The following is a 20,143-nucleotide window of genomic DNA, read 5'->3' as shown; positions in this document are numbered from 1 at the left end:
GCCTTTAATTTGGATTTAGTTGCAATAGATTTTGTTTCGGCTGATAAATTTTTGCTTGCGGATAACCAGACTGATTTAAGTTATTCACCAAATCCATCGCCTGACTTTGCTCGGTTAACGGCCCGGCAATTAACCTAAATGCCCCACTCGATTCAATGACTTTGGTTGGAATTTGAAACAAAGCAGCAATCGCGGCAGATTTATCTGATAACTCGGCCTGTTGCTGTGCATTTTCAACTTCTACATAAAACCCCGGCGCTGAATGCAAAGCTTCAATTTTTACTTTTGCAGTGCCGGATTTAGTAACCCCTAATTTAAAAGCGGCCGCGTAAGATAAATCGATAATTCGGCCATCGTGAAACGGCCCTCTGTCATTTACTCTCACAATAGCTTGTTTATTATTAGCAAGGTTGGTGACTTTAACATAAGTGGGCAGAGGCAAAGTTTTATGTGCGGCGCTCATGGCAAACATATCGTAAGTTTCGCCATTAGAGGTTAAATGGCCATGAAACTTTTTGCCATACCAAGACGCAACTCCCTCTTCACTAAACCCTTCTGACGTTTTAAGCACTTTATAATGCTTACCAAGCACCTGATAATCTTTATTACCACCGCGGCTTGGCACTTCATAAATAGGGGTCGGATCTATCATTTCGTGATCCTGAGGCAACCTGTCCGGTGCTATATCCTGAGATATATGATAACGACCATCATTTGGGTTTTTAGGGGTTGATCCACACCCATTTAATCCAGCAATCAACAACACGCCAAATAAACTGTTAACCGATATTTTCATACCTGACTCAAACATTAACTGGTAAATACTTTTCTTTGTGTACTAATTGCCATCAAAATGCCAAAACCAGCCATCAAAGTTATCATAGATGTACCACCATAACTAACTAAAGGCAAAGGTACACCAACAACGGGTAAAATGCCGGAGACCATGCCCATATTCACAAATACATAAACAAAAAATGTCAGTGTGATACTGCCAGCTAATAAACGGCTAAATGCATCTTGCGCCCTCACAGAAATAACCATACCGCGCAGCACTATATATAAATAAATTGAAAGTAAAGCCAAAATGCCAAATAAGCCAAACTCTTCTGAAAATACTGCAAAAATAAAATCTGTATGTCGCTCTGGTAAAAACTCTAATTGTGACTGCGTCCCTTGTAACCAACCTTTACCCCATAACCCACCAGAACCAATTGCAATTTTAGATTGAATAATATGATAACCAGCGCCTAAAGGATCAGATTCAGGGTTTAAAAACGTCAGAACACGGTTTTTTTGATAATCATGCATATAAAAAAACCAAAGAGCAGCGCCTACAGCAGGCATAGCAACAACAAAGCCACTAATTAATCGCCAACTCAGACCGGATAAAAAAATAACAAACAAACCCGAAGTTGCAATTAATAAAGAAGTCCCTAGATCTGGTTGCTTAGCAATTAGTAATGTTGGGATGATTATTAATGCAAGTCCAAATAAAGAATATCCAATTTTAGGCGGTAGGGGTTTACGGGCAATAAACCAAGCAATCATAATAGGCACTGCAAGTTTCATAATTTCAGAGGGTTGAATCCGGGTTACCCCAATATCAATCCAGCGCCTTGCGCCCTTGCCTATTACCCCAAAAACTAACACCCCAACTAATAAAGCACATCCGATAATAAAAAAGGGCACAGCCCACCTTTGATAAAAAGATGGCGGAACTTGAGCAATAGCAAACATAACCCCTAATGAAATTCCTAATCGAGTTAGCTGGCGAATAATTAAATCCCAATCTTGTCCTGATGCACTATAAATAATAAATAAGCCAACTATGCTCAATGTTAATAAACCAGCTAATAAAGGCCGGTCTATATGAATTTTTTGCCAGATATTAGGCTTTCTACCAACTTCCGCACTCATGGCTTGGCCTCTTCGTAGTGTGCAAAATAGTAATCCATCATAGTTCTAGCAACTGGTGCAGCATTTTTACCACCACCACCGACATTTTCAATCACCACTGCAACAGCTATTTTTGGTTCATCAACCGGAGCAAAACCAACAAACAATGCATTATCTCGATATTTCTCGGCGATTTTTTCTGCATCATACTCTTCATCCTGCGCAATCCCGATAACCTGTGCAGTACCGGTTTTACCTGCAGCATGATACTCCACACCTTGATAAGCTTTATGTCCCGATCCTGTCACTTTTTCAACTACACCTTGCATGGCTGTTTTAATCACTTGCCAGTTAGTCGTATTATTTATTTGAATGGGCGGTCTATCCTGTGCAGGTACAGGCAAAACTCCAGTTTCATTTTGGGTTGCTTTTAATAATTTAGGTTCATAATGAATACCTTCATTTGCCAATACACTTACGCTGGTCGCCAATTGCAATGGGGTTGTTGTCCAATATCCTTGTCCAATACCGATAGAAACTGTATCGCCAGCATACCAAGGCTGACGAAACCGCCCATATTTCCATTCGCGAGATGGCATAGTCGCACTGGTTTCTTCATATATATCAACCCCAGTTAATTCTCCAAAACCAAACTGAGTCATAAAGTCAGAGATTTTATCCATTCCTAAACGAACCGCTAAATCGTAATAATAAACATCACACGATTCTTCTATCGCCCGGTAAATATCAACCCAACCATGTCCCCATGTTTTCCAATCCCGGTACTTATGTTCAATCCCTTTAATTTGATAATACCCCGGATCCCAAATGCGAGTTTTGGTAGTCACTAAGTTTTCTTCCAGCCCCAATAAACCTAAATGCGGCTTAATAGTAGAAGCTGGGGGATAGCGACCTTGAGTTGTACGGTTAATTAATGGCCGACTTTTATTATCCAACAGTGCTTTGTAATTTTTACTGCTAATGCCATGCACAAATAAGTTTGGATCATAACTAGGGTTGCTATACAAAGCTAAAATACCATTATCTTTCGCATCTAAGACAACAATAGCACCTCGTCGTTCGCCCAGGGCGTCTTTAGCCAGTTGTTGCATATCAATGTCTAAATTTAAAACTAGGTCTTGCCCAGGTTTTGGGGGCTGCTGCGATAATGTTCGAATAGTACGTCCACGATTGTTTACTTCAACTTCTTGATAACCCACTTGACCATGCAGAATACTTTCATAATATTTTTCAACGCCCAACTTCCCAATATCTAAAGTACCTTCGTAATTGGCGCTTTTGCCTTCAAGTTCTAGGTTGTCAGCATCTTGCTGGTTAATTTTGGCTACGTAGCCAATTGCATGAGTTGTTAGGTCTTTATAGGGATAATATCTTTTAAGCCGAGCTTCAATATAAGCGCCCGGTAAATCATGCTGATTAACAGATAAAATTGCAGTTTCTTCTTCAGTTAACTGCGACTTTAAAGTAACGGGCTTAAATTTGCGCCTTTGTTGAGCTACATTTTTCTTAAAATCTTCAATAGTATCTTGGTCTAGCTCTATTAGCTGGCTCAGTTCTACTATTAAGTTATCCATATTATTTACTTCTTCAGGCACAACCTCCAAACTATAAAATGGTGAGTTTTCAGCGAGAATACGTCCAAACCTGTCATAAATTAATCCACGGTTTGGCGCTAAAGGCTGCACTTTAATTCGGTTGCCATCCGCCCTTGTTTGATAATCCTGATATTTATCCACCTGCAAGTGATACAGGTTTTTTACCAAGCTACCAATTAAAACCAACACAATGACCAGCGCAACAATGGTTCGCCTTAAAAACAGGTTCGCCTCTGCTAAATGATCCCTAATTGCAACTCGTTTGCGCCAGTTCAGCATGAATTATTCCCTGTGGTACGGGTGGTTTTGGTTAATACTCCAGCCACGATACAAACTTTCAGCTACAATAATTCGCACCATAGGATGAGGCAAAGTTAATGCCGACAATGACCATTTTTGTTCAGATGCAGCAATACAAGCTGGCGCTAATCCTTCCGGCCCGCCAACTAATAAACTAACATCACGGCCATCCAATTGCCATGCTTGCATTTGTTCAGCTAATTGGGGAGATGTCCACGCTTTACCAGTGACTTCAAGCGTCACAATGCGATTGCCTTTACCAACAGCCGCTAACATTTGCTCGCCTTCTTTTTCTAAAATGCGTTTAACATCTGCATTTTTTCCACGTTTACCGGCCGGAATTTCAACCAGTTCCAGAGAAAAATCGCGCACAAATCGCTTTTGGTATTCAGTAAAACCTTGCTCAACCCAGCCTGGCATTTTTTGGCCTACGGCGATTAACTGAATTTTCATGCCTGCCAGAGTTTTTCCAGTTGATAATGTTCACGCTGCTCGTCTGTCATCACATGCAAAACTACAGAGCCAAAATCAACTAACGCCCACTCACCATATTCTTCACCTTCAATTCCTAAAGGTTGATGACCTGCGTGTTTAGCTTCGGTCGCAACGTATTGCGCAATTGAACGCACATGCTGCTTTGAATTGCCCGAACACACTAACATAGTGTCGGTAAAATTAGATTTGTCTTTTAAATCCAGCTCAACAATATCACGAGCTTTCATATCATCTACTTTTTCAGTAATAAAATTTTTAATTTCTTCGCTTTGCAAAAGGGGTTACTCTCTTTGTTACTGGTTAAATCACTCATCTTTGATAAAGATGATTGTGCATTATATATTCATTTACCGCGCTCGGCAGCAAACACAAACAATTTTGTTTATTTTGATAACGCGCTCTGATTTGGCTGGCCGATATCATTAGCTCGCTGGTTTGTGTTAAATACACCAAACCGGATTTTTGTTGACTCAAATCCTGATAATTTAAAGTCTGATGTTGTTGTAAAAATGCTTTAATATCCGCATTAAATTCAGCCTGATAACCCCCTCTTGCAGCCACTACCAAATGTGCATGATCGGTTAATGATTGCCATTCACGCCAAGTATCCAGCGTTTGTAGTGAATCCATTCCAATTAAAAAGCACAAAGAAATATCCGGCTTTTCACTGCGTAGCTGCTTTAGGGTGGCTATGGTATAAGAAGTTCCGTTTGAATTTAACTCTCGGCTATCGAGCTTAAATTTATTATCTATCTGACAAGCCAATTGACACATTTTAGCGCGGTGGTCTGCGCTTACATCCGGCGATGCTTTATGAGGCGGTAAATAATTAGGCAGTAAATAAACGGTGTTGGCACTAAGCTGCTCGCTTATTTCTAACGCGACTTGTAAATGGCCATGATGAATAGGATTAAATGTACCACCAAAATATAATTCTAAAGGATACATAACCGCTTAATCTGGCTCGTGCGCTAACATTATTTGATTAAAATTAAATAGTTTAGGCTCACCGGAAAATAACGCACAAATATGCGCCAGTTGAATATAAGGGTTTAATAAACCATGAGATTTATATTCCACCTCAAACTGCCCTATCGCTTTTAAAATTTGCTCTATCATCGACAAATTCAGCCGGTTAAGTGCCTGACGATATAAACCCTTGCGGTTATCCCAAACTCTGAGCTTTTTACATTCAGCATCAAAAGCTTGTTGATTATTGGCAATTGTCAGTTGGGCTAAGGTTTCAGCTTCACGCTGCAATAACCAAGTCACAATCACAGGTTCAAGATCTTCCCCTTGCAAACGGGTTAAAATTTGCACCACTTTTTCTCTGTGATTATTTAATAAATCATCTGCCAACTGAAAAACGGTAAAGCGTGACTGGTCAGATGCGACTGCTTTTATTTGCTCTGCATCTATTTGCTGATTAGGATAAATAAGCGCTAAACGGCTAATTTCCTGCGCACCGCTTAACAAGTTGCCTTCAAATAAATCACACACTAAATGTAAGGCGTCCGGCGTTAACTGTACTTGATGCTGCTGGCATTGTTGATTAAACCAGCCCGGCAAATTTTGTCTGTCTATATCATAAACCGGAATAAACCAACTGGCTGGCTCTATGCTTTTAAACCATTTACTTTTGGTTTGATCTGCGCCTAATTTACCGCCCCACAATAATAAAGTATGTTCATTATCATTTAGTTGCATCCACTCTTGTAAAAAAGTGCTGCCATTACGGCCGGGTTTGGCACTGGGTAATTCAACTTCAATCAGTTTACGGCTGGCAAATAAAGACAAGCTTTGAGCTTCATCCATAATCTGCTGCCAGTTAAATTTATCATCCGCCTGAAAAACAATGCGCTCTTCAATTTGCTGAGCTGTGCAACAAGCTCGAATTTGATCCAGTGCAGCCTGTTGCTGGTAAGGCTCGTCACCAAATAATAAAATTAAATTGGGTAAAGGTTTAGTAAGCTGTTGTGATAACTGATTAAAATAAACGCGCATTACCTGTTATCCAGTGAGGCAAGTTGCAATACGATTTGTTCGGCGGCTTGGCGTCTAAGCTCGGCCAACAAAATTTTCATTTCTTTAGATTTAGCTAATACAGCTTCTGGATCATCCTGATAATCCCGCACAACCTGTGCGGTAAAAACGCGTGCGGTTTCTTCATTCGGGTTTTGAACTTTATATTTAACTAAAAAATTTAGCTCGTATTCGGCAACCTGAGCATTGGGGAATAAAGATAGAACCTGACGATCAATTTGAGTTTCAACAATGCTTAGCGATACACAACTGGACGGATCATCAATCAAACTAACTTTACTGTGGATTAAACGCTGTTTTAGCGCTCTTCCCAACTCATATTTGCCGCCATCATCAAAACAGATAAACTGCATTTGAGGCGGAACTGCATAGCTGCCTCTAAGCTGAAAGCCACAAGCAGTTAAAGCAAACATAACCAAACTCAATAAACTGAGTTTGGTTAGCTGGTTAAAATACTTAAATAGGATCATTAATTAGCGACAATATTTAATAATTTGCCCGGTACATAAATCACTTTACGCACGGTTTTGCCATCGGTAAAACGTGTTACGTTTTCATCAGACATTGCCTGCGCTTCAACATCTTCTTTTGAAGCATCAGCAGCGACACTGAATTTTGCACGTAATTTACCGTTTACCTGTACAACAATCAGTTTTTCATCTTCAACTAAAGCGGCTTTATCAGCAACCGGCCAGCGAGTTGTTTCAATTGGGCTTTGGTTACCTAACTCTTGCCATAACTGATGACAAACATGCGGTGTAATTGGCGTTAATAATAAAACCACTGAGTTTAAGGCTTCACGTACTAGAGCATTGTCCTGCGCTGATTGTGGATTAAATTTCACCAAGCGGTTCATAAATTCCATAATAGCAGCAATCGCCGTATTAAACGTTTGGCGACGGCCTACATCGTCTGTCACTTTTTCAATCGTTTTATGTAATTCGCGGCGCAATGTTTTTTGCTCTGCGGTTAAGTTAGCTAAATCTAGCTCAGTAATTTCGCCAGCGGCTAAATGCTCATTCACCGCGCGCCATAATTTACGTAAAAAGCGATTTGAACCTTCAACACCTGAGTCAACCCATTCTAAAGTTTGCTCTGGTGGCGCAGTAAACATCATAAATAAACGAACCGTATCCGCACCATATTGATTGATTACAGTTTGCGGGTCGATCCCGTTATTTTTTGACTTGGACATTTTGCCCATACCAGCGTTTTCTACCGGTAAGCCATCGTTTTTATAAATTGCTTTGCTGATTTTGCCTTTATCATCATATTCAATATCAACATCAGCTGGTGAATACCAAGTTTTGGCACCAGATTCATCTTCACGATAAAAAGTATCCGCCAGCACCATGCCCTGACACAATAAACGGTCAAATGGCTCATCTGATTTAACTAAACCAACATCACGCAATAATTTATGGAAAAAACGTGAATACAATAAATGCAAAATAGCGTGTTCAATCCCACCTACATACTGATCAACCGGTAACCAATAATTCGCTTCGGTTGGATCAAGCATTTTATCGTCGGTTTGAGGTGAGCAGTAACGCGCGTAATACCAACTTGATTCCATAAAGGTATCAAATGTATCTGTTTCTCTAAATGCTGGCTGGCCGTTATATTCTGTTTTTGCCCACTCAGGATCAGCTTTAATTGGCGAGGTTACACCATTCATAACCACATCTTCCGGTAATACAACAGGTAATTGATCTTCCGGTACTGGTACAGCTTCACCATTTTCAAGATTTAACATTGGAATAGGTGCGCCCCAATAACGTTGACGCGAAACACCCCAGTCACGTAAACGGAAATTAACCGTGACTTTACCTTTACCTAGGCTTTCTAATTTAGCGGCAATTGCTTTAAATGCAGCATCAAAAGCTAAACCATCAAATTCACCTGAGTTAACTAATTCACCTTTTTCAGTAAATGCAGCAGTTGTTAAATCAATTTCAAGCTCCGAACCTTTAGCAGGCTGAATCACTTGTTTAATGGGTAAATTATATTTTTGTGCAAATTCAAAATCGCGTTGATCATGTGCAGGTACTGACATAACCGCACCTGTACCATAATCCATTAATACAAAGTTAGCAGCCCAAACCTGAACTTCTTCGCCAGTAATCGGGTGTTTTGCTCTCAACCCGGTATCCATGCCTAACTTTTCCATAGTCGCAATATCAGCTTCTGCGGTTTTGGCATTTTTACACTTTTGAATAAAGTCAGCCAGTTGCGGATTATTTGCCGCTGCGGCTAGAGATAACGGATGTTGCGCAGCCAATGCCACATAAGTCACCCCCATTAATGTATCTGGGCGAGTGGTATAAACGGTAAAGGTTTCAGCTTGGTTGGTTTCAGTTGCCGGGATCTCAAAATCAATTTCAATCCCTTCTGAGCGGCCAATCCAGTTACGCTGCATGGCTTTAACCTGCTCAGGCCAGCCTTCTAATTTGTCTAAATCGTCTAACAATTCCTGTGCATAATCGGTAATTTTAATAAACCACTGCGGAATTTCTTTTTGCTCAACCGTTGCACCCGAGCGCCAGCCTTTGCCGTCAATAACTTGTTCGTTTGCTAACACAGTTTGGTCAACCGGATCCCAGTTAACTGTCGACATTTTTTTATACACTAAACCTTTTTCAAAAAGTTTAGTAAATAACCATTGTTCCCAACGGTAATATTCAGGAGTACAAGTTGCTAATTCACGAGACCAGTCGTAACCAAAACCGAGTTGTTTTAACTGGTTTTTCATGTAATCGATATTAGAGTAAGTCCACTTTGCCGGTGCAGTATTGTTATTAATTGCGGCGTTTTCAGCAGGTAAACCAAATGAATCCCAACCCATAGGTTGCATAACATTTTTGCCAAGCATTCTTTGATAACGGCTAACTACATCGCCAATGGTGTAGTTACGCACGTGACCCATGTGCAGCTTACCACTTGGGTAAGGGAACATGGATAAACAATAAAATTTTTCTTTGCTATCGTCTGCTTTTACTTCAAATACTTTATTGTCTTGCCAATATTGTTGAACTTTGGCTTCAATTTCCTGCGGGTTATATTGTTCTTGCATTCACTTAGATCCGAATTCACTTTTACTTGAAACTGGGCTTGAAACTGCCTAAATAGTCTCAACTATTTATAACAAACCAGATAAAACTTAAATAATTTTTTCATCTGGTATATAGATAATACTAACTGGTGCATAGGATAACTTACCCGCAATCAAGACGCCAATACACAAATACTAATCTATACTGAATATTATAAAAAATATTCAATTTAAGCTTAATTTTGCCAAGTTAAGGAGTAAATATGAGCAAACCAAGTAAATATCAAACTTTATTGGATGAATTTTCAAGCTGGCTAAAACAGGCCAGTGAATCAGAAACCCGCTCAATTGCGCAAGGTATGGATTTACTACAGGATTGGATAGAAACTGGGGTCGAGGTCCATAAAGAATCCTTACAACACAGTTTATTTTATTTAAAACGGGATTTAGCCAGTTTTTATGATAGTTATCAGCGGGATTCTAATGAGTCCCCTTATTATTTATCAGTTAAAGACCAAGTTTGGCAAACTTTGGCAGAAATGACAGATAAAACCCAAATTGAGTGGCGCGAGTTTAGTTCAGATACAGCTCACAAGGGGGTATACAAAGCAGGCGAAGAAGTCGGCTTTGGTGAGTTAATTTGTCTAAAGTGTGGTGAAAAACTAATAATAAACCATGCTCAAAAAATTCATCCTTGTTTTAACTGCCAACATACAGAGTTTAAACGTCGTGCTATCGCCCCTTAAATTATTTTCACATGCTACTGTTAACATTTAAAAATGCAGTTTATATTTATTAAGCTAGCATAGCTTTGAATCCATTTAAGGAACAAACCCTATGACAATTCGCTTAATGTTAAGAAGTGTCTTTGGCATTGCCATAACGATTTCTATCTGCTTATTAATTATTATCGTGCTGTTAAAAAATGGATTAATGAGTAGCCAACAAGCGGCTCAAAACAGGTATGATTTGAGCCATCTTGCCCAATTATCAGCAGTTAATTCTGCACAATTAACTAACTTTGCCCGCCAATATGTAGTTACTCTAAACCCTGAATATAAAAAACAATATTACTCATTAGTAGAACAAATAGATGGTCTGAAAACTTGGCTAGATGGGAGGAAATTAAGCTATATAGAGAGACTTAAAGAATTGGAAGTAAGTCCTACAGATCTAGCTTTATTAACCGAGTCCAATCAATTGTCCATGGATTTAATTAATACTGAAGAAAAAGCATTTGCCTTAGTCGAACATTTTTCAGGTAAAAATCCCGCCAGCCTAACCCCTTCAGAGCAAGCTCAATGGATAAATGCAATCACTCTGGTTACAGGCCAAAATTATACCGCTGAAGCCCAAAAAATAGTTGAGCCTGTAGATAAGTTTTTAGAAAGTATTGCTCAAAAAAGCCTTGAGCAAGTTACTCGTAATAACAAAAATGTTACTAATTTCAGCTACTCTAGTTTGTTTTTAGTACTAGTAATTATAGTGATCTTAGTAACCTGCTATATTCAGTTAGAAAAACGCGTTATTAAAACTACCTCTCAACTGGTTGATGAAGCACAAAAAATCGCTAATGGTGATTTAACTCGATATATCCAACACTCAGGTAAAGATGAAATAGCGCAACTCTCAGCCAGTTTTAACACTATGGTTGAACGTTTATCTAACCTATTAAATAAAATTAATCAACAAGCCCAGCAAGCTCAGGTTGCGGCAACAGAATTAGATCAAATTTCCGCCGAAGCCCGCTCGCTTAACGAGCAACAAAATCAGGCCATTGAAGTTATATCCAGCTCGGTTTATGAAAATTCAACTGCAGTAAAAGAAGTTTCACATAACTGTATCCAAGCTTCACAAAGTGCAAGTGAGGCCGATGAGTTTACTCAGGAAGGCTTAACAGTAGTTAATCAGGGCATTCGCTCAGTTGAAGATGTTGCCCAAATTTTAACTGATTCCATTGCTAAATTAACTGAACTTGAAAACTCAGTAAACGAAGTGGCGGTCATTTTAAATGTTATCAGTAATATTGCCGAGCAAACCAATTTATTAGCGCTCAATGCAGCAATTGAAGCGGCGCGCGCAGGTGAACAAGGACGCGGTTTTGCCGTGGTAGCCGATGAAGTACGAACCCTTGCCAGCCGAACCCAAAGTTCAACTATTGAAATTAAAGATAAAATTAATACGCTACAAAATGCCAGCCAGTCGGTCACTGAGCGAATCAGAAGCAGCGATCAAAGCGTTCAAGATGCGGTTAAAAATTCAGAACGAGTCGGCCGAATGCTAAGCGATATTAGCCAGCAGGTTAAACAAATATCAGATGTTAACCGCACCATAGCCACCGCATCGGAAGAACAAGCACAAGTTACAGACGATATTGCTGAGCGTTTAACTGCAATAAGAGATACCAGTGAACATTCACATCAACAAACTGAGTTAATCTCTTCATCGGCAACTGAGCTTGCAAGACTCGCTGAAAACTTAAATCTGGAAGTGAAAAAATTTAAATTAAAACATTAATCCCGCAGCGATTAGCCTTTACTTATCTGGTTATTAACTGTCACCAATATGGATTGGTGACAGTTGGTTATAAAGGATAACAAACTCCCCAACCTAGTATAACTAGCCAATTAGCTTATATTTTAGGCAGTTAATTTACGATTTCTAAAACTGGTTGGCGCTAAGCTTAGGCCAAATAAAATGATTGCCATCCAATAGACTGGTTTATCACCATACTGACGATATAAGGTTGGATAATTAACTAGCTCAAGTTGATATTTTAAAACTTGCTCAGAAAATTGTGGTGCAACTGTTTTAATTTGCCCTAAATGATCAATCACCGCGGTTATGCCATTATTGGTTACTCTTACAACAGGCAGCCCCATTTCAAGTGCACGCATTTGTGCAATTTCTAAATGCTGATGCGGCCCGTGAGAGGATCCAAACCAAGCATCGTTACTCAAAGTTAAAATAAAATCAGTATTAGGTTTTAAGTTAGCTCTAATTTGCCGAGGAAAAACAATCTCATAGCATAAAGCTGTGGTCATGTGAAAACCGTTAGCAACTAAATCTGGCTGAATATAATCACCCCGATTAAAAGATGAAAACGGCAAATCGAAAATTGGCGCAATGCCTCTTAGCCAATCTTCAAATGGAATAAACTCACCAATAGGCAATAAATGATGTTTGTTATAACGGTTACTATGACCATACTGATAGTGTCCGGCCATATTATCTTCACCATTTTGATTACCCAGCACAATTACGCTGTTGTAATACGCCTTGGTATAATATTCATAATTAATAATACCGGTAACCACCGCAGTATGATTAAACGCTGCGGCTTTATCCAAATTAATTAAATAATCTTGAGCAGCTGGTTCTACTGCGGGTACTGCGGCTTCTGGCCAAATCACAATATCAGATTCTGCATAAATTGGACGGCTTAAATCCTGGTATTTAAGCATAACTGGCCATAAATAATCTGGATTCCAGCGATTTTCCTGCGCAACATTGCCCTGCACTAAAGCGAGTTTCACCTGTTTTTCAGGCTGCGGATAATTAGGGTAAGGAAATAAACAACTAACGAATAAAATCAGTAAAAAAGCACTAACCGCTTTGCTTGCCCGATTTAACCTAATATGTTTAAAAAAGTGGCTTTGCCGCTCAGCCAAAGCAGGCTCACCGGTTTCAGAAAACTTAGGATTAAGAATATGTGGAAATAAAATAACGCTGAGTAAGCAGGATAATAAAATCAGCACAAAGCTGATCCCAACCTCTCCGATATAAGGTGCGAGCGATGCAAATGGTGAATCAATCTGGCTATAACCAACCGATAACCAAGGAAAACCGGTTAAAACAAAACTGCGCAGCCATTCAAAAAAAGTCCAGCTTGCTGGTAATGTAAAAATCGCAAAGCGGGAATAACGGGTTAAAAACCGGCTAAGGGCAATTGCCGCAGTAAAATATAAAGATAAATAGGCAGCCAAAGCACCAATCATGGCAATTGAGCCAATTAACGGCACATCACCATATTGATCTAAACTGACATAAATCCAACTAACCCCAGAGCAAAACCAGCCTAACGAAAAAGCAAAAGCATGGCGGTTTGCACTTTGTTGATTGGCTCTAAAGCAACAGCTAATCAATAAAGGAAATAATAAATAAACCAGCCAGAAATAATTAAAAGGGGCAAATGCAAACGAGCTTAAACAACCGGCCAAAAACAGGCCAAAACTCACTCGTTTTGCATTAATTGAGGTCAACCCAGAATACCTTTATCTTCTGAGTCTTCTTTAGGTAAAGTCATTTGCAACTGGTTAATCCGGCGGCCATCACAGCTCACCACTTTAAATTGATAACCATAAACATCAATCGACTCACCTTTAGCAGGTAAATGTCCGAATGCCTGAGTCACTAAACCGCCAATGGTGTCAATATCATCGGCTTTCCATTCAGTTTTAAAATACTCATTAAATTCAGCAATTTCGGTTAAGGCATTAACCGCATAAACATAACGGGTTACCCGGCGAATATCTTCCGGCTCAATAATGTCATGTTCATCTTCTATTTCGCCCACAATCAGCTCAAGAATATCCTCAATCGTGACCAAGCCAGAGACATTACCAAATTCATCGATCACAATGGCCATGTGGTATCTTTCTTTGCGGAAATCTTTTAGCAAAATATCGAGACGTTTACTTTCAGGGATCACCACCGCAGGGCGTAACAGCTCAGCAAAACTAAAGTTTTCAAAGCCATTGTGGTAAACATAAGCTAATAAATCTTTGGCGAGCAAAATACCTTCTACATGGTCTTTATCTTCACAAATCACCGGAAAACGGCTATGTGCAGACTCGATCATAATAGGTAAAAACTCTTCAACTGGCTGCGATTGTTCAATCGTCACCATTTGAGATCGGGGGATCATAATATCGCGCACACGCATTTCTGCTATGTCTAAAACACCATCAATCATCTCTTTGGTGTCGTTATCTATTAGTGCGCGTTCAGCGGCTTCTTCAAAAACTTCGTGTAATTCTTCACGATTTTTCGGCTCCCCGGTGAACATCTGGCCAATTTTATCTAACCATGATTTGCCTGAAGAGCCGTTACTAGAGTGAGGATTATCTTCGCTCATATAAAATATATTCTCTTTTAATCAAGAATCTGTAGTTTGTTCCGCTTTATAAGGATCGTCAAACCCTAATTGCAACAAAATACGCGTTTCCATGCTTTCCATTATTTCGGCTTCATCATCTTCAATATGATCATAGCCAAGTAAATGCAAACAACCGTGAACAACCATGTGCGCCCAATGCGCTATTTCAGGTTTATTTTGTTCAGCAGCTTCCTGTTTTACCACATCCGCACAAATAACCAAATCACCAATTAAAGGTAAAGTTAAACCGGGCGGATTTTCAAACGGAAAAGATAGTACATTGGTTGGTTTATCTTTTCCACGGTATTCGTGATTTAAGCTTTGGCTTTCTGCTAATTCAACAACCCGAATTGACAACTCAGTTGGCGAATCGCCCCGCTCAACCAGCGCAGCTTGCGCCCAACGGATAAATTCCGCCAGAGCAGGCACATCGCCTTGATAAGCATGTTGTAAATCCAGTTCGAGAAAAATCCCCGATACATCAACTGTCATTAGCAGGATTCTCGGATTGTTGGCGGCGAATACGCTCTTTTTCTATTTTTTCTCTTTCCTGAATTTCATCCCAGCGCTCGTAAGCATCAACAACTCGTTGCACAACAGGATGACGAACAACATCGTGCGAGCGGAAAAAGTTAAAGCTAATATCTTCCACATCGCTCAATACATCAATTGCGTGGCGCAAACCAGATTTTTGCCCTTTCGGTAAATCAACCTGAGTAATATCACCAGTAATAACCGCTTTAGAGTTAAAACCAATACGGGTTAAAAACATTTTCATTTGTTCAACCGTCGTATTTTGGCTTTCATCTAAAATAATAAAAGCATCGTTTAAGGTACGGCCACGCATATAAGCCAGCGGTGCAATTTCAATGACACTACGCTCAATTAAACGCTCAACTTTTTCAAAACCAAGCATTTCAAACAAAGCATCGTATAAAGGGCGCAAATAGGGATCGACTTTTTGGCTTAAATCGCCCGGTAAAAAACCTAATTTTTCGCCAGCTTCAACAGCCGGACGCGTTAATAAAATCCGGCGCACTTCCTGACGCTCTAACGCATCAACCGCACAAGCTACCGCTAAATAAGTTTTACCAGTACCAGCCGGACCAACCCCAAAGCTAATATCGTTATTTAAAATTTGATTAACGTATTTACTCTGGTTTGGGTTACGCGGTTTGATAACACCACGTTTGGTTTTAATAAATGCTTCTTTACCTATTTCGCTATCGTCATTAAGCTGCTCAAGCACTCTTAATTCCTGAATAGCCAGATGAACCTTTTCCGATTCAAGTTCGCTCGCTTTACCTTTAACCACTTGAGTTTCAACATAAAGTTTATGCAATAACTCAGCAACCGCTAAATTAATCTGCGGTTTACCGGTAATTTTAAAAGCATTGTCACGATAATTTAATTCAACCCCTAAACGGCGTTCAATCATTTTTAAATTATCATCAAAAGGACCACATAAACTGGCTAGGCGGAAACGATCGGCAGGTTCAAGAAATATTTCTAGCGACTCAATTTGGCTACTCAAAAAACAAAATCCTCAAATTAGTAAACTAAACCTGCACAACATAATAAAAAAAGGTTTTGTTGTGCAAGTTTTATTTTTAGCTAAGGCGGTTCAGATCAATTTATGGTGTATAAACACCTACGCCTGACTCATCTATAGTTTCTTGTTTACGGCTTAAAATTTGTGATGGCGCAGTTTCAATTCTTAAATTCATTTGGTCTTCGGTACGAATTAACTCACCACGTAATGAGTTTGTCCAAACATCCACAATTTTCACATCAACAAATTGGCCAATACAAGTATGCGGACCTTCAAAGTTAACCACACGGTTATTTTCAGTACGGCCACAAAGCTCCATTGGATTCTTTTTAGACGGGCCTTCAACCAAAATACGCTGCTCAGTATTTAACATACTACGGGCAATTTGCAGCGACTGCTGGTTAATGCGTTGCTGTAACAAATACAGTCGCTCTTTTTTCTCATCTTCGCTTACATCATCTGGCAAATCAGCCGCCGGTGTACCCGGGCGGGCACTGTAAACAAAGCTAAAACTCATATCAAAGCCAACCTGAGCAATTAAGTCCATGGTTTCTTCAAACTCGGCTTTGCCTTCACCCGGAAAACCAATAATAAAGTCAGACGACATACTTAAATTTGGGCGTATTTTTTTAAGCTTGCGAATCTTAGACTTATATTCAATTGCGGTGTGACCACGTTTCATTAAGGTGAGAATGCGATCAGAGCCTGACTGAACCGGTAAATGTAAATGATCAACCAATTCAGGAATATCACGATAAGCTTCAATAATATCGTCAGTAAACTCAACCGGATGCGACGTGGTGTAACGAATACGGTCAATCCCGTCAATCGCAGCAACCAGTCTTAATAACTCAGAAAAATGACAAACTTCACCGTCAAAATGCTCACCACGATAGGCATTTACGTTCTGACCTAATAAATTAACTTCACGTACGCCCTGCTCTGCTAATTGAGCAATCTCGTATAAAACATCATCAACCGGACGCGAAACTTCTTCACCACGGGTATAAGGCACAACACAAAAAGTACAGTATTTTGAACAGCCTTCCATAATAGAAACAAACGCACTTGGCCCTTCAGCTCTAGGCTCAGGTAAGCGGTCAAACTTTTCAATTTCAGGAAAACTAATATCAACAACGGCTTTTTCACCGGCCTGAATCTGATTAATCATTTCAGGTAAACGATGCAAAGTTTGCGGACCAAAAACAATATCAACAAAAGGTGCACGCTGGCGAATATGTGAACCTTCTTGCGAAGCAACACAACCACCCACACCAATCACTAAATCAGGTTTATCAACCTTTAATTCTTTCCAGCGACCTAACTGATGAAATACCTTTTCTTGCGCTTTTTCACGAATAGAACAGGTATTTAATAAAATAACATCTGCATCTTCAGCTTCTTCAGCCAAAGTATAACCATGTGTTGAATCTAATAGGTCTGCCATTTTTTGCGAGTCGTACTCGTTCATTTGGCAGCCCCAGGTTTTAATATATAACTTTTTGCCCATTTAAAAATCGCCCAAAAATTAACCACCGGGAAAAATGACCGCGTATTGTAGCGATTTTAATCATCGCTGACTATAGCTGAGCCTGCGATTATGTGATTTGTTGGATGTTTTTTCGGCAATGATTGTAAACTTAATAAAATAATGCTGAAAAACTGAGTATTTTAACTTTCACAGATAATTGTAACGATAGACTTTGTTTTGGTTTATAGGTATAGATACCCATTCTGAAATTGCTTAATTCGTTTGCGGTTTGTCCACTTAATTCCACTCTACAAATCGGTTTGTAAATTTATTCCGGCTTAAACAAACCAATTACATTACCCGAGCTTTTGCTCGATTTTTCCACTTTGGCATCGGTCTGGCTTTGAATATCACCACATTCGACACATTCTACTTTTTCAACTGAGTTTTCCATATACAACATTAAGGTATCTTGAGCGTGGCATTTTTGGCAGATAGCACCGGCGATAAAGCGTTTTTTTAGTTTCATATAAACCAGACAAGTTGATTCAAAGATATTTAGCAGAGTGTATTTAACTCTTTGACGCAATTCCAGTAATATACCCTTTTTGATAACTCACATAGCAAATTGCGGTAATAAATGATTTCTATAAACCAAATTTCGTTGCAACGCGGGCAAAATTTTTTATTAGAGGGCGCTTCGGCGGTGATTAATCCGGGACAAAAAGTTGGATTAATCGGTAAAAATGGCTGTGGTAAATCCAGCTTTTTTGCTTTGTTAAATCAGGTTTTGCATGTAGATGCTGGCGAATTAAGTGTGCCGGTGCAGTGGGTTATTGCTAATGTAAAACAAGAAACACCCGCGCTTACCCAAACCGCAGTTGAGTATGTGATAGATGGCGATCAGGAATATCGTCAATTAGAACAAGCCATTGCTAAAGCCGAGCAAGCACAAGCAGGCGAAAAGTTAGGTGAATTATATGAAAAAATGCAGCATATCGATGGTTACACCATTTATGCCAGAGCCGGACAATTATTAAATGGTTTAGGCTTTAGTGACGCTCAGCAAAAATTACCTGTGGCTGATTTTTCTGGTGGTTGGCGTATGCGGTTAAACTTAGCGCAAGCGCTGATTTGTCGCTCCGACTTATTATTATTGGATGAACCAACTAACCACTTAGATTTAGATGCGGTTATCTGGCTGGCTAAGTTTTTAAATCAGTACCCCGGAACTTTAGTGGTTATTTCGCACGACCGCGACTTTTTAGACGAAGTTTGCCAGCAAATTTTGCATATAGAACAACAAAAAATAAATACCTACAAAGGTAACTATTCACAATTTGAAATTCAGCGCGCTACTAAACTTGAGCAGCAGCAAGCTTTATTTGAAAAGCAACAGCGCGAACGTGCTCACATGCAAAGTTTTATCGACCGCTTTAAAGCCAAAGCCAGTAAAGCCAAACAAGCTCAGTCAAGAGTAAAAGCTTTGGCTAAAATGCAACTGATTGCCCCAGCGCATGTAGATAGCGAATTTAATTTTAGCTTTAGAGTGCCGGAGAAAAACCCAAACCCACTCATTTCACTTAAACAAGTTAGTGCCGGCTATACCGATAAAACCATTTTAGATACCGTAAAACTTAATTTAGTGCCGGGCAGCCGAATTGGTTTACTGGGCCGTAACGGTGCCGGTAAATCAACTTTAATTAAATTATTAGCCGGTGATTTAACCCCACTTTCGGGCGAATATACCGCCAGTGCCGGTTTAAATATTGGCTATTTTGCTCAGCACCAATTAGAGCAATTAAGATTAAATGACTCACCGCTCGAACATTTGGCCCGTTTAGCCAATAAAGAAACCGAGCAACAATTACGCGACTTTTTAGGCGGTTTTGGTTTTAACGGTGATCAGGCATTAGATAAAATTGAAAATTTTTCTGGTGGTGAAAAAGCCCGTTTAGTTTTGGCTTTATTGGTTTGGCAAAAACCTAATTTGCTATTACTGGATGAACCAACCAACCATTTAGATTTAGATATGCGACTGGCGCTAACTATGGCACTTCAGGAATTTGAGGGCGCGATGATCATTGTATCGCACGACAGGCATATTTTACGTAGCACTTGTGATGATTTTTATCTGGTCGATAACGGTAAAGTTGAAGCCTTTAATGGCGATTTAGATGATTACGAAAAATGGCTAACCGAGCAGCAATTACAACAGGTGCAAAAGCCAGAAGTAGATAAATCTAACTCTGCTGCGAATAAAAAAGAGTTAAAGCGCCGCGAAGCCGAGTTTAGACAAAAAACCAAACCTTTGCGCCAGCAAATAGAAAAATACAGCCAGTTAGTCGATAAATATCAAACTGAACTTGAACAAATTGAAACGCAACTGTCTGATACCGAGCTGTATACTGACGACAATAAATCAAAGTTAACCACTTTGATTAAACAACAAGCCAGTTTAAAAACTGAATTAGAAACCGCTGAAGAAGCTTGGATGAGCGCAGAAGAAGCATTGGAAAGCGCCCAAACTGAATTTGAGCAAGCAGAATAAATTTAA

18 protein-coding genes are annotated in these 20,143 nt (G+C 39.6%); 3 read left to right on the top strand and 15 right to left on the bottom strand.

From position 1 onward, the window contains the following. Positions 1-4: 4 nt before the first annotated feature. The 9 genes from N7931_RS07315 to leuS are packed head-to-tail and all read right to left on the bottom strand — an operon-like array spanning position 5 to position 9,426. Positions 5-796, bottom strand: a complete 792-nt coding sequence (locus tag N7931_RS07315) for a septal ring lytic transglycosylase RlpA family protein (protein ID WP_316250570.1) — start codon at positions 794-796, stop codon at positions 5-7. 14 nt (positions 797-810) lie between these two features. After that, a complete protein-coding gene (gene rodA, locus N7931_RS07310) occupies positions 811-1,920 on the bottom strand; it encodes a rod shape-determining protein RodA (protein WP_262793020.1) in 1,110 nt (369 codons plus the stop codon). Then, positions 1,917-3,794 (bottom strand): penicillin-binding protein 2, encoded by a 1,878-nt coding sequence (gene mrdA / locus N7931_RS07305; RefSeq protein ID WP_262793019.1) that lies wholly within the window; start codon positions 3,792-3,794, stop codon positions 1,917-1,919. Before mrdA ends, rodA begins: the two co-directional genes overlap by 4 nt. Before the next feature lie 3 nt (positions 3,795-3,797). Next, the gene (gene rlmH / locus N7931_RS07300; protein WP_262793018.1) at positions 3,798-4,268 is read right to left on the bottom strand and encodes a 23S rRNA (pseudouridine(1915)-N(3))-methyltransferase RlmH; all 471 of its coding nucleotides are present in this window, start codon (positions 4,266-4,268) and stop codon (positions 3,798-3,800) included. Further along, the gene (gene rsfS / locus N7931_RS07295) at positions 4,265-4,585 is read right to left on the bottom strand and encodes a ribosome silencing factor (RefSeq protein ID WP_262793017.1); all 321 of its coding nucleotides are present in this window, start codon (positions 4,583-4,585) and stop codon (positions 4,265-4,267) included. Before rsfS ends, rlmH begins: the two co-directional genes overlap by 4 nt. Before the next feature lie 34 nt (positions 4,586-4,619). Then, positions 4,620-5,258, bottom strand: coding sequence for a nicotinate-nucleotide adenylyltransferase (nadD, locus tag N7931_RS07290; protein ID WP_262793016.1), 639 nt, complete (start codon positions 5,256-5,258; stop codon positions 4,620-4,622). 6 nt (positions 5,259-5,264) lie between these two features. Then, complete coding sequence (gene holA / locus N7931_RS07285) at positions 5,265-6,314, bottom strand: DNA polymerase III subunit delta (protein ID WP_262793015.1); 1,050 nt, start codon at positions 6,312-6,314, stop codon at positions 5,265-5,267. Continuing rightward, positions 6,314-6,766 carry an LPS assembly lipoprotein LptE gene (gene lptE, locus N7931_RS07280; RefSeq protein ID WP_262793014.1) on the bottom strand — a complete coding sequence of 151 codons (453 nt, stop codon included), beginning with the start codon at positions 6,764-6,766 and terminating at the stop codon, positions 6,314-6,316. The genes holA and lptE overlap by 1 nt, the downstream gene beginning before the upstream one ends. 56 nt (positions 6,767-6,822) lie before the next feature. Next, entirely contained in the window at positions 6,823-9,426 is a 2,604-nt protein-coding gene (leuS, locus tag N7931_RS07275) for a leucine--tRNA ligase (protein ID WP_262793013.1), read from the bottom strand. Positions 9,427-9,668: 242 nt separating this feature from the next. On the opposite strand from leuS, the gene N7931_RS07270 reads away from it, so the two are divergent. Both N7931_RS07270 and N7931_RS07265 read left to right on the top strand, forming a co-directional pair. Continuing rightward, positions 9,669-10,151 carry a zinc ribbon-containing protein gene (locus N7931_RS07270; RefSeq protein WP_262793012.1) on the top strand — a complete coding sequence of 161 codons (483 nt, stop codon included), beginning with the start codon at positions 9,669-9,671 and terminating at the stop codon, positions 10,149-10,151. Between the two features lie 91 nt (positions 10,152-10,242). Next, complete coding sequence (locus N7931_RS07265) at positions 10,243-11,922, top strand: methyl-accepting chemotaxis protein (RefSeq protein WP_262793011.1); 1,680 nt, start codon at positions 10,243-10,245, stop codon at positions 11,920-11,922. Between the two features lie 122 nt (positions 11,923-12,044). On the opposite strand, the gene lnt is transcribed toward N7931_RS07265, so the two are convergent. The 6 genes from lnt to N7931_RS07235 form a co-directional block, all read right to left on the bottom strand. Beyond that, positions 12,045-13,667 (bottom strand): apolipoprotein N-acyltransferase, encoded by a 1,623-nt coding sequence (gene lnt / locus N7931_RS07260; protein WP_262793010.1) that lies wholly within the window; start codon positions 13,665-13,667, stop codon positions 12,045-12,047. Then, positions 13,664-14,542 carry a CNNM family magnesium/cobalt transport protein CorC gene (gene corC, locus N7931_RS07255; RefSeq protein ID WP_262793009.1) on the bottom strand — a complete coding sequence of 293 codons (879 nt, stop codon included), beginning with the start codon at positions 14,540-14,542 and terminating at the stop codon, positions 13,664-13,666. Before corC ends, lnt begins: the two co-directional genes overlap by 4 nt. 21 nt (positions 14,543-14,563) lie before the next feature. Beyond that, entirely contained in the window at positions 14,564-15,055 is a 492-nt protein-coding gene (ybeY, locus tag N7931_RS07250; protein ID WP_262793008.1) for an rRNA maturation RNase YbeY, read from the bottom strand. Beyond that, positions 15,045-16,097: a PhoH family protein gene (locus N7931_RS07245; RefSeq protein WP_262793007.1), complete on the bottom strand. Its 1,053-nt coding sequence runs from the start codon at positions 16,095-16,097 to the stop codon at positions 15,045-15,047. The genes ybeY and N7931_RS07245 overlap by 11 nt, the downstream gene beginning before the upstream one ends. A gap of 100 nt (positions 16,098-16,197) precedes the next feature. Continuing rightward, the gene (miaB, locus tag N7931_RS07240) at positions 16,198-17,625 is read right to left on the bottom strand and encodes a tRNA (N6-isopentenyl adenosine(37)-C2)-methylthiotransferase MiaB (RefSeq protein WP_262793006.1); all 1,428 of its coding nucleotides are present in this window, start codon (positions 17,623-17,625) and stop codon (positions 16,198-16,200) included. 289 nt (positions 17,626-17,914) lie between these two features. Continuing rightward, the gene (locus tag N7931_RS07235; protein ID WP_262793005.1) at positions 17,915-18,115 is read right to left on the bottom strand and encodes a YheV family putative zinc ribbon protein; all 201 of its coding nucleotides are present in this window, start codon (positions 18,113-18,115) and stop codon (positions 17,915-17,917) included. 111 nt (positions 18,116-18,226) lie between these two features. On the opposite strand from N7931_RS07235, the gene N7931_RS07230 reads away from it, so the two are divergent. Then, positions 18,227-20,137: an ABC transporter ATP-binding protein gene (locus N7931_RS07230; protein WP_262793004.1), complete on the top strand. Its 1,911-nt coding sequence runs from the start codon at positions 18,227-18,229 to the stop codon at positions 20,135-20,137. The last annotated feature ends 6 nt before the right edge of the window (positions 20,138-20,143 follow it).

Origin of the sequence: Catenovulum sp. 2E275, assembly GCF_025515275.1 — a bacterium.
Taxonomy (GTDB): domain Bacteria; phylum Pseudomonadota; class Gammaproteobacteria; order Enterobacterales; family Alteromonadaceae; genus Catenovulum.
The sequence above is the reverse complement of the archived record's forward strand: the minus strand, read 5'-3'. Positions and strand labels throughout refer to the sequence as shown.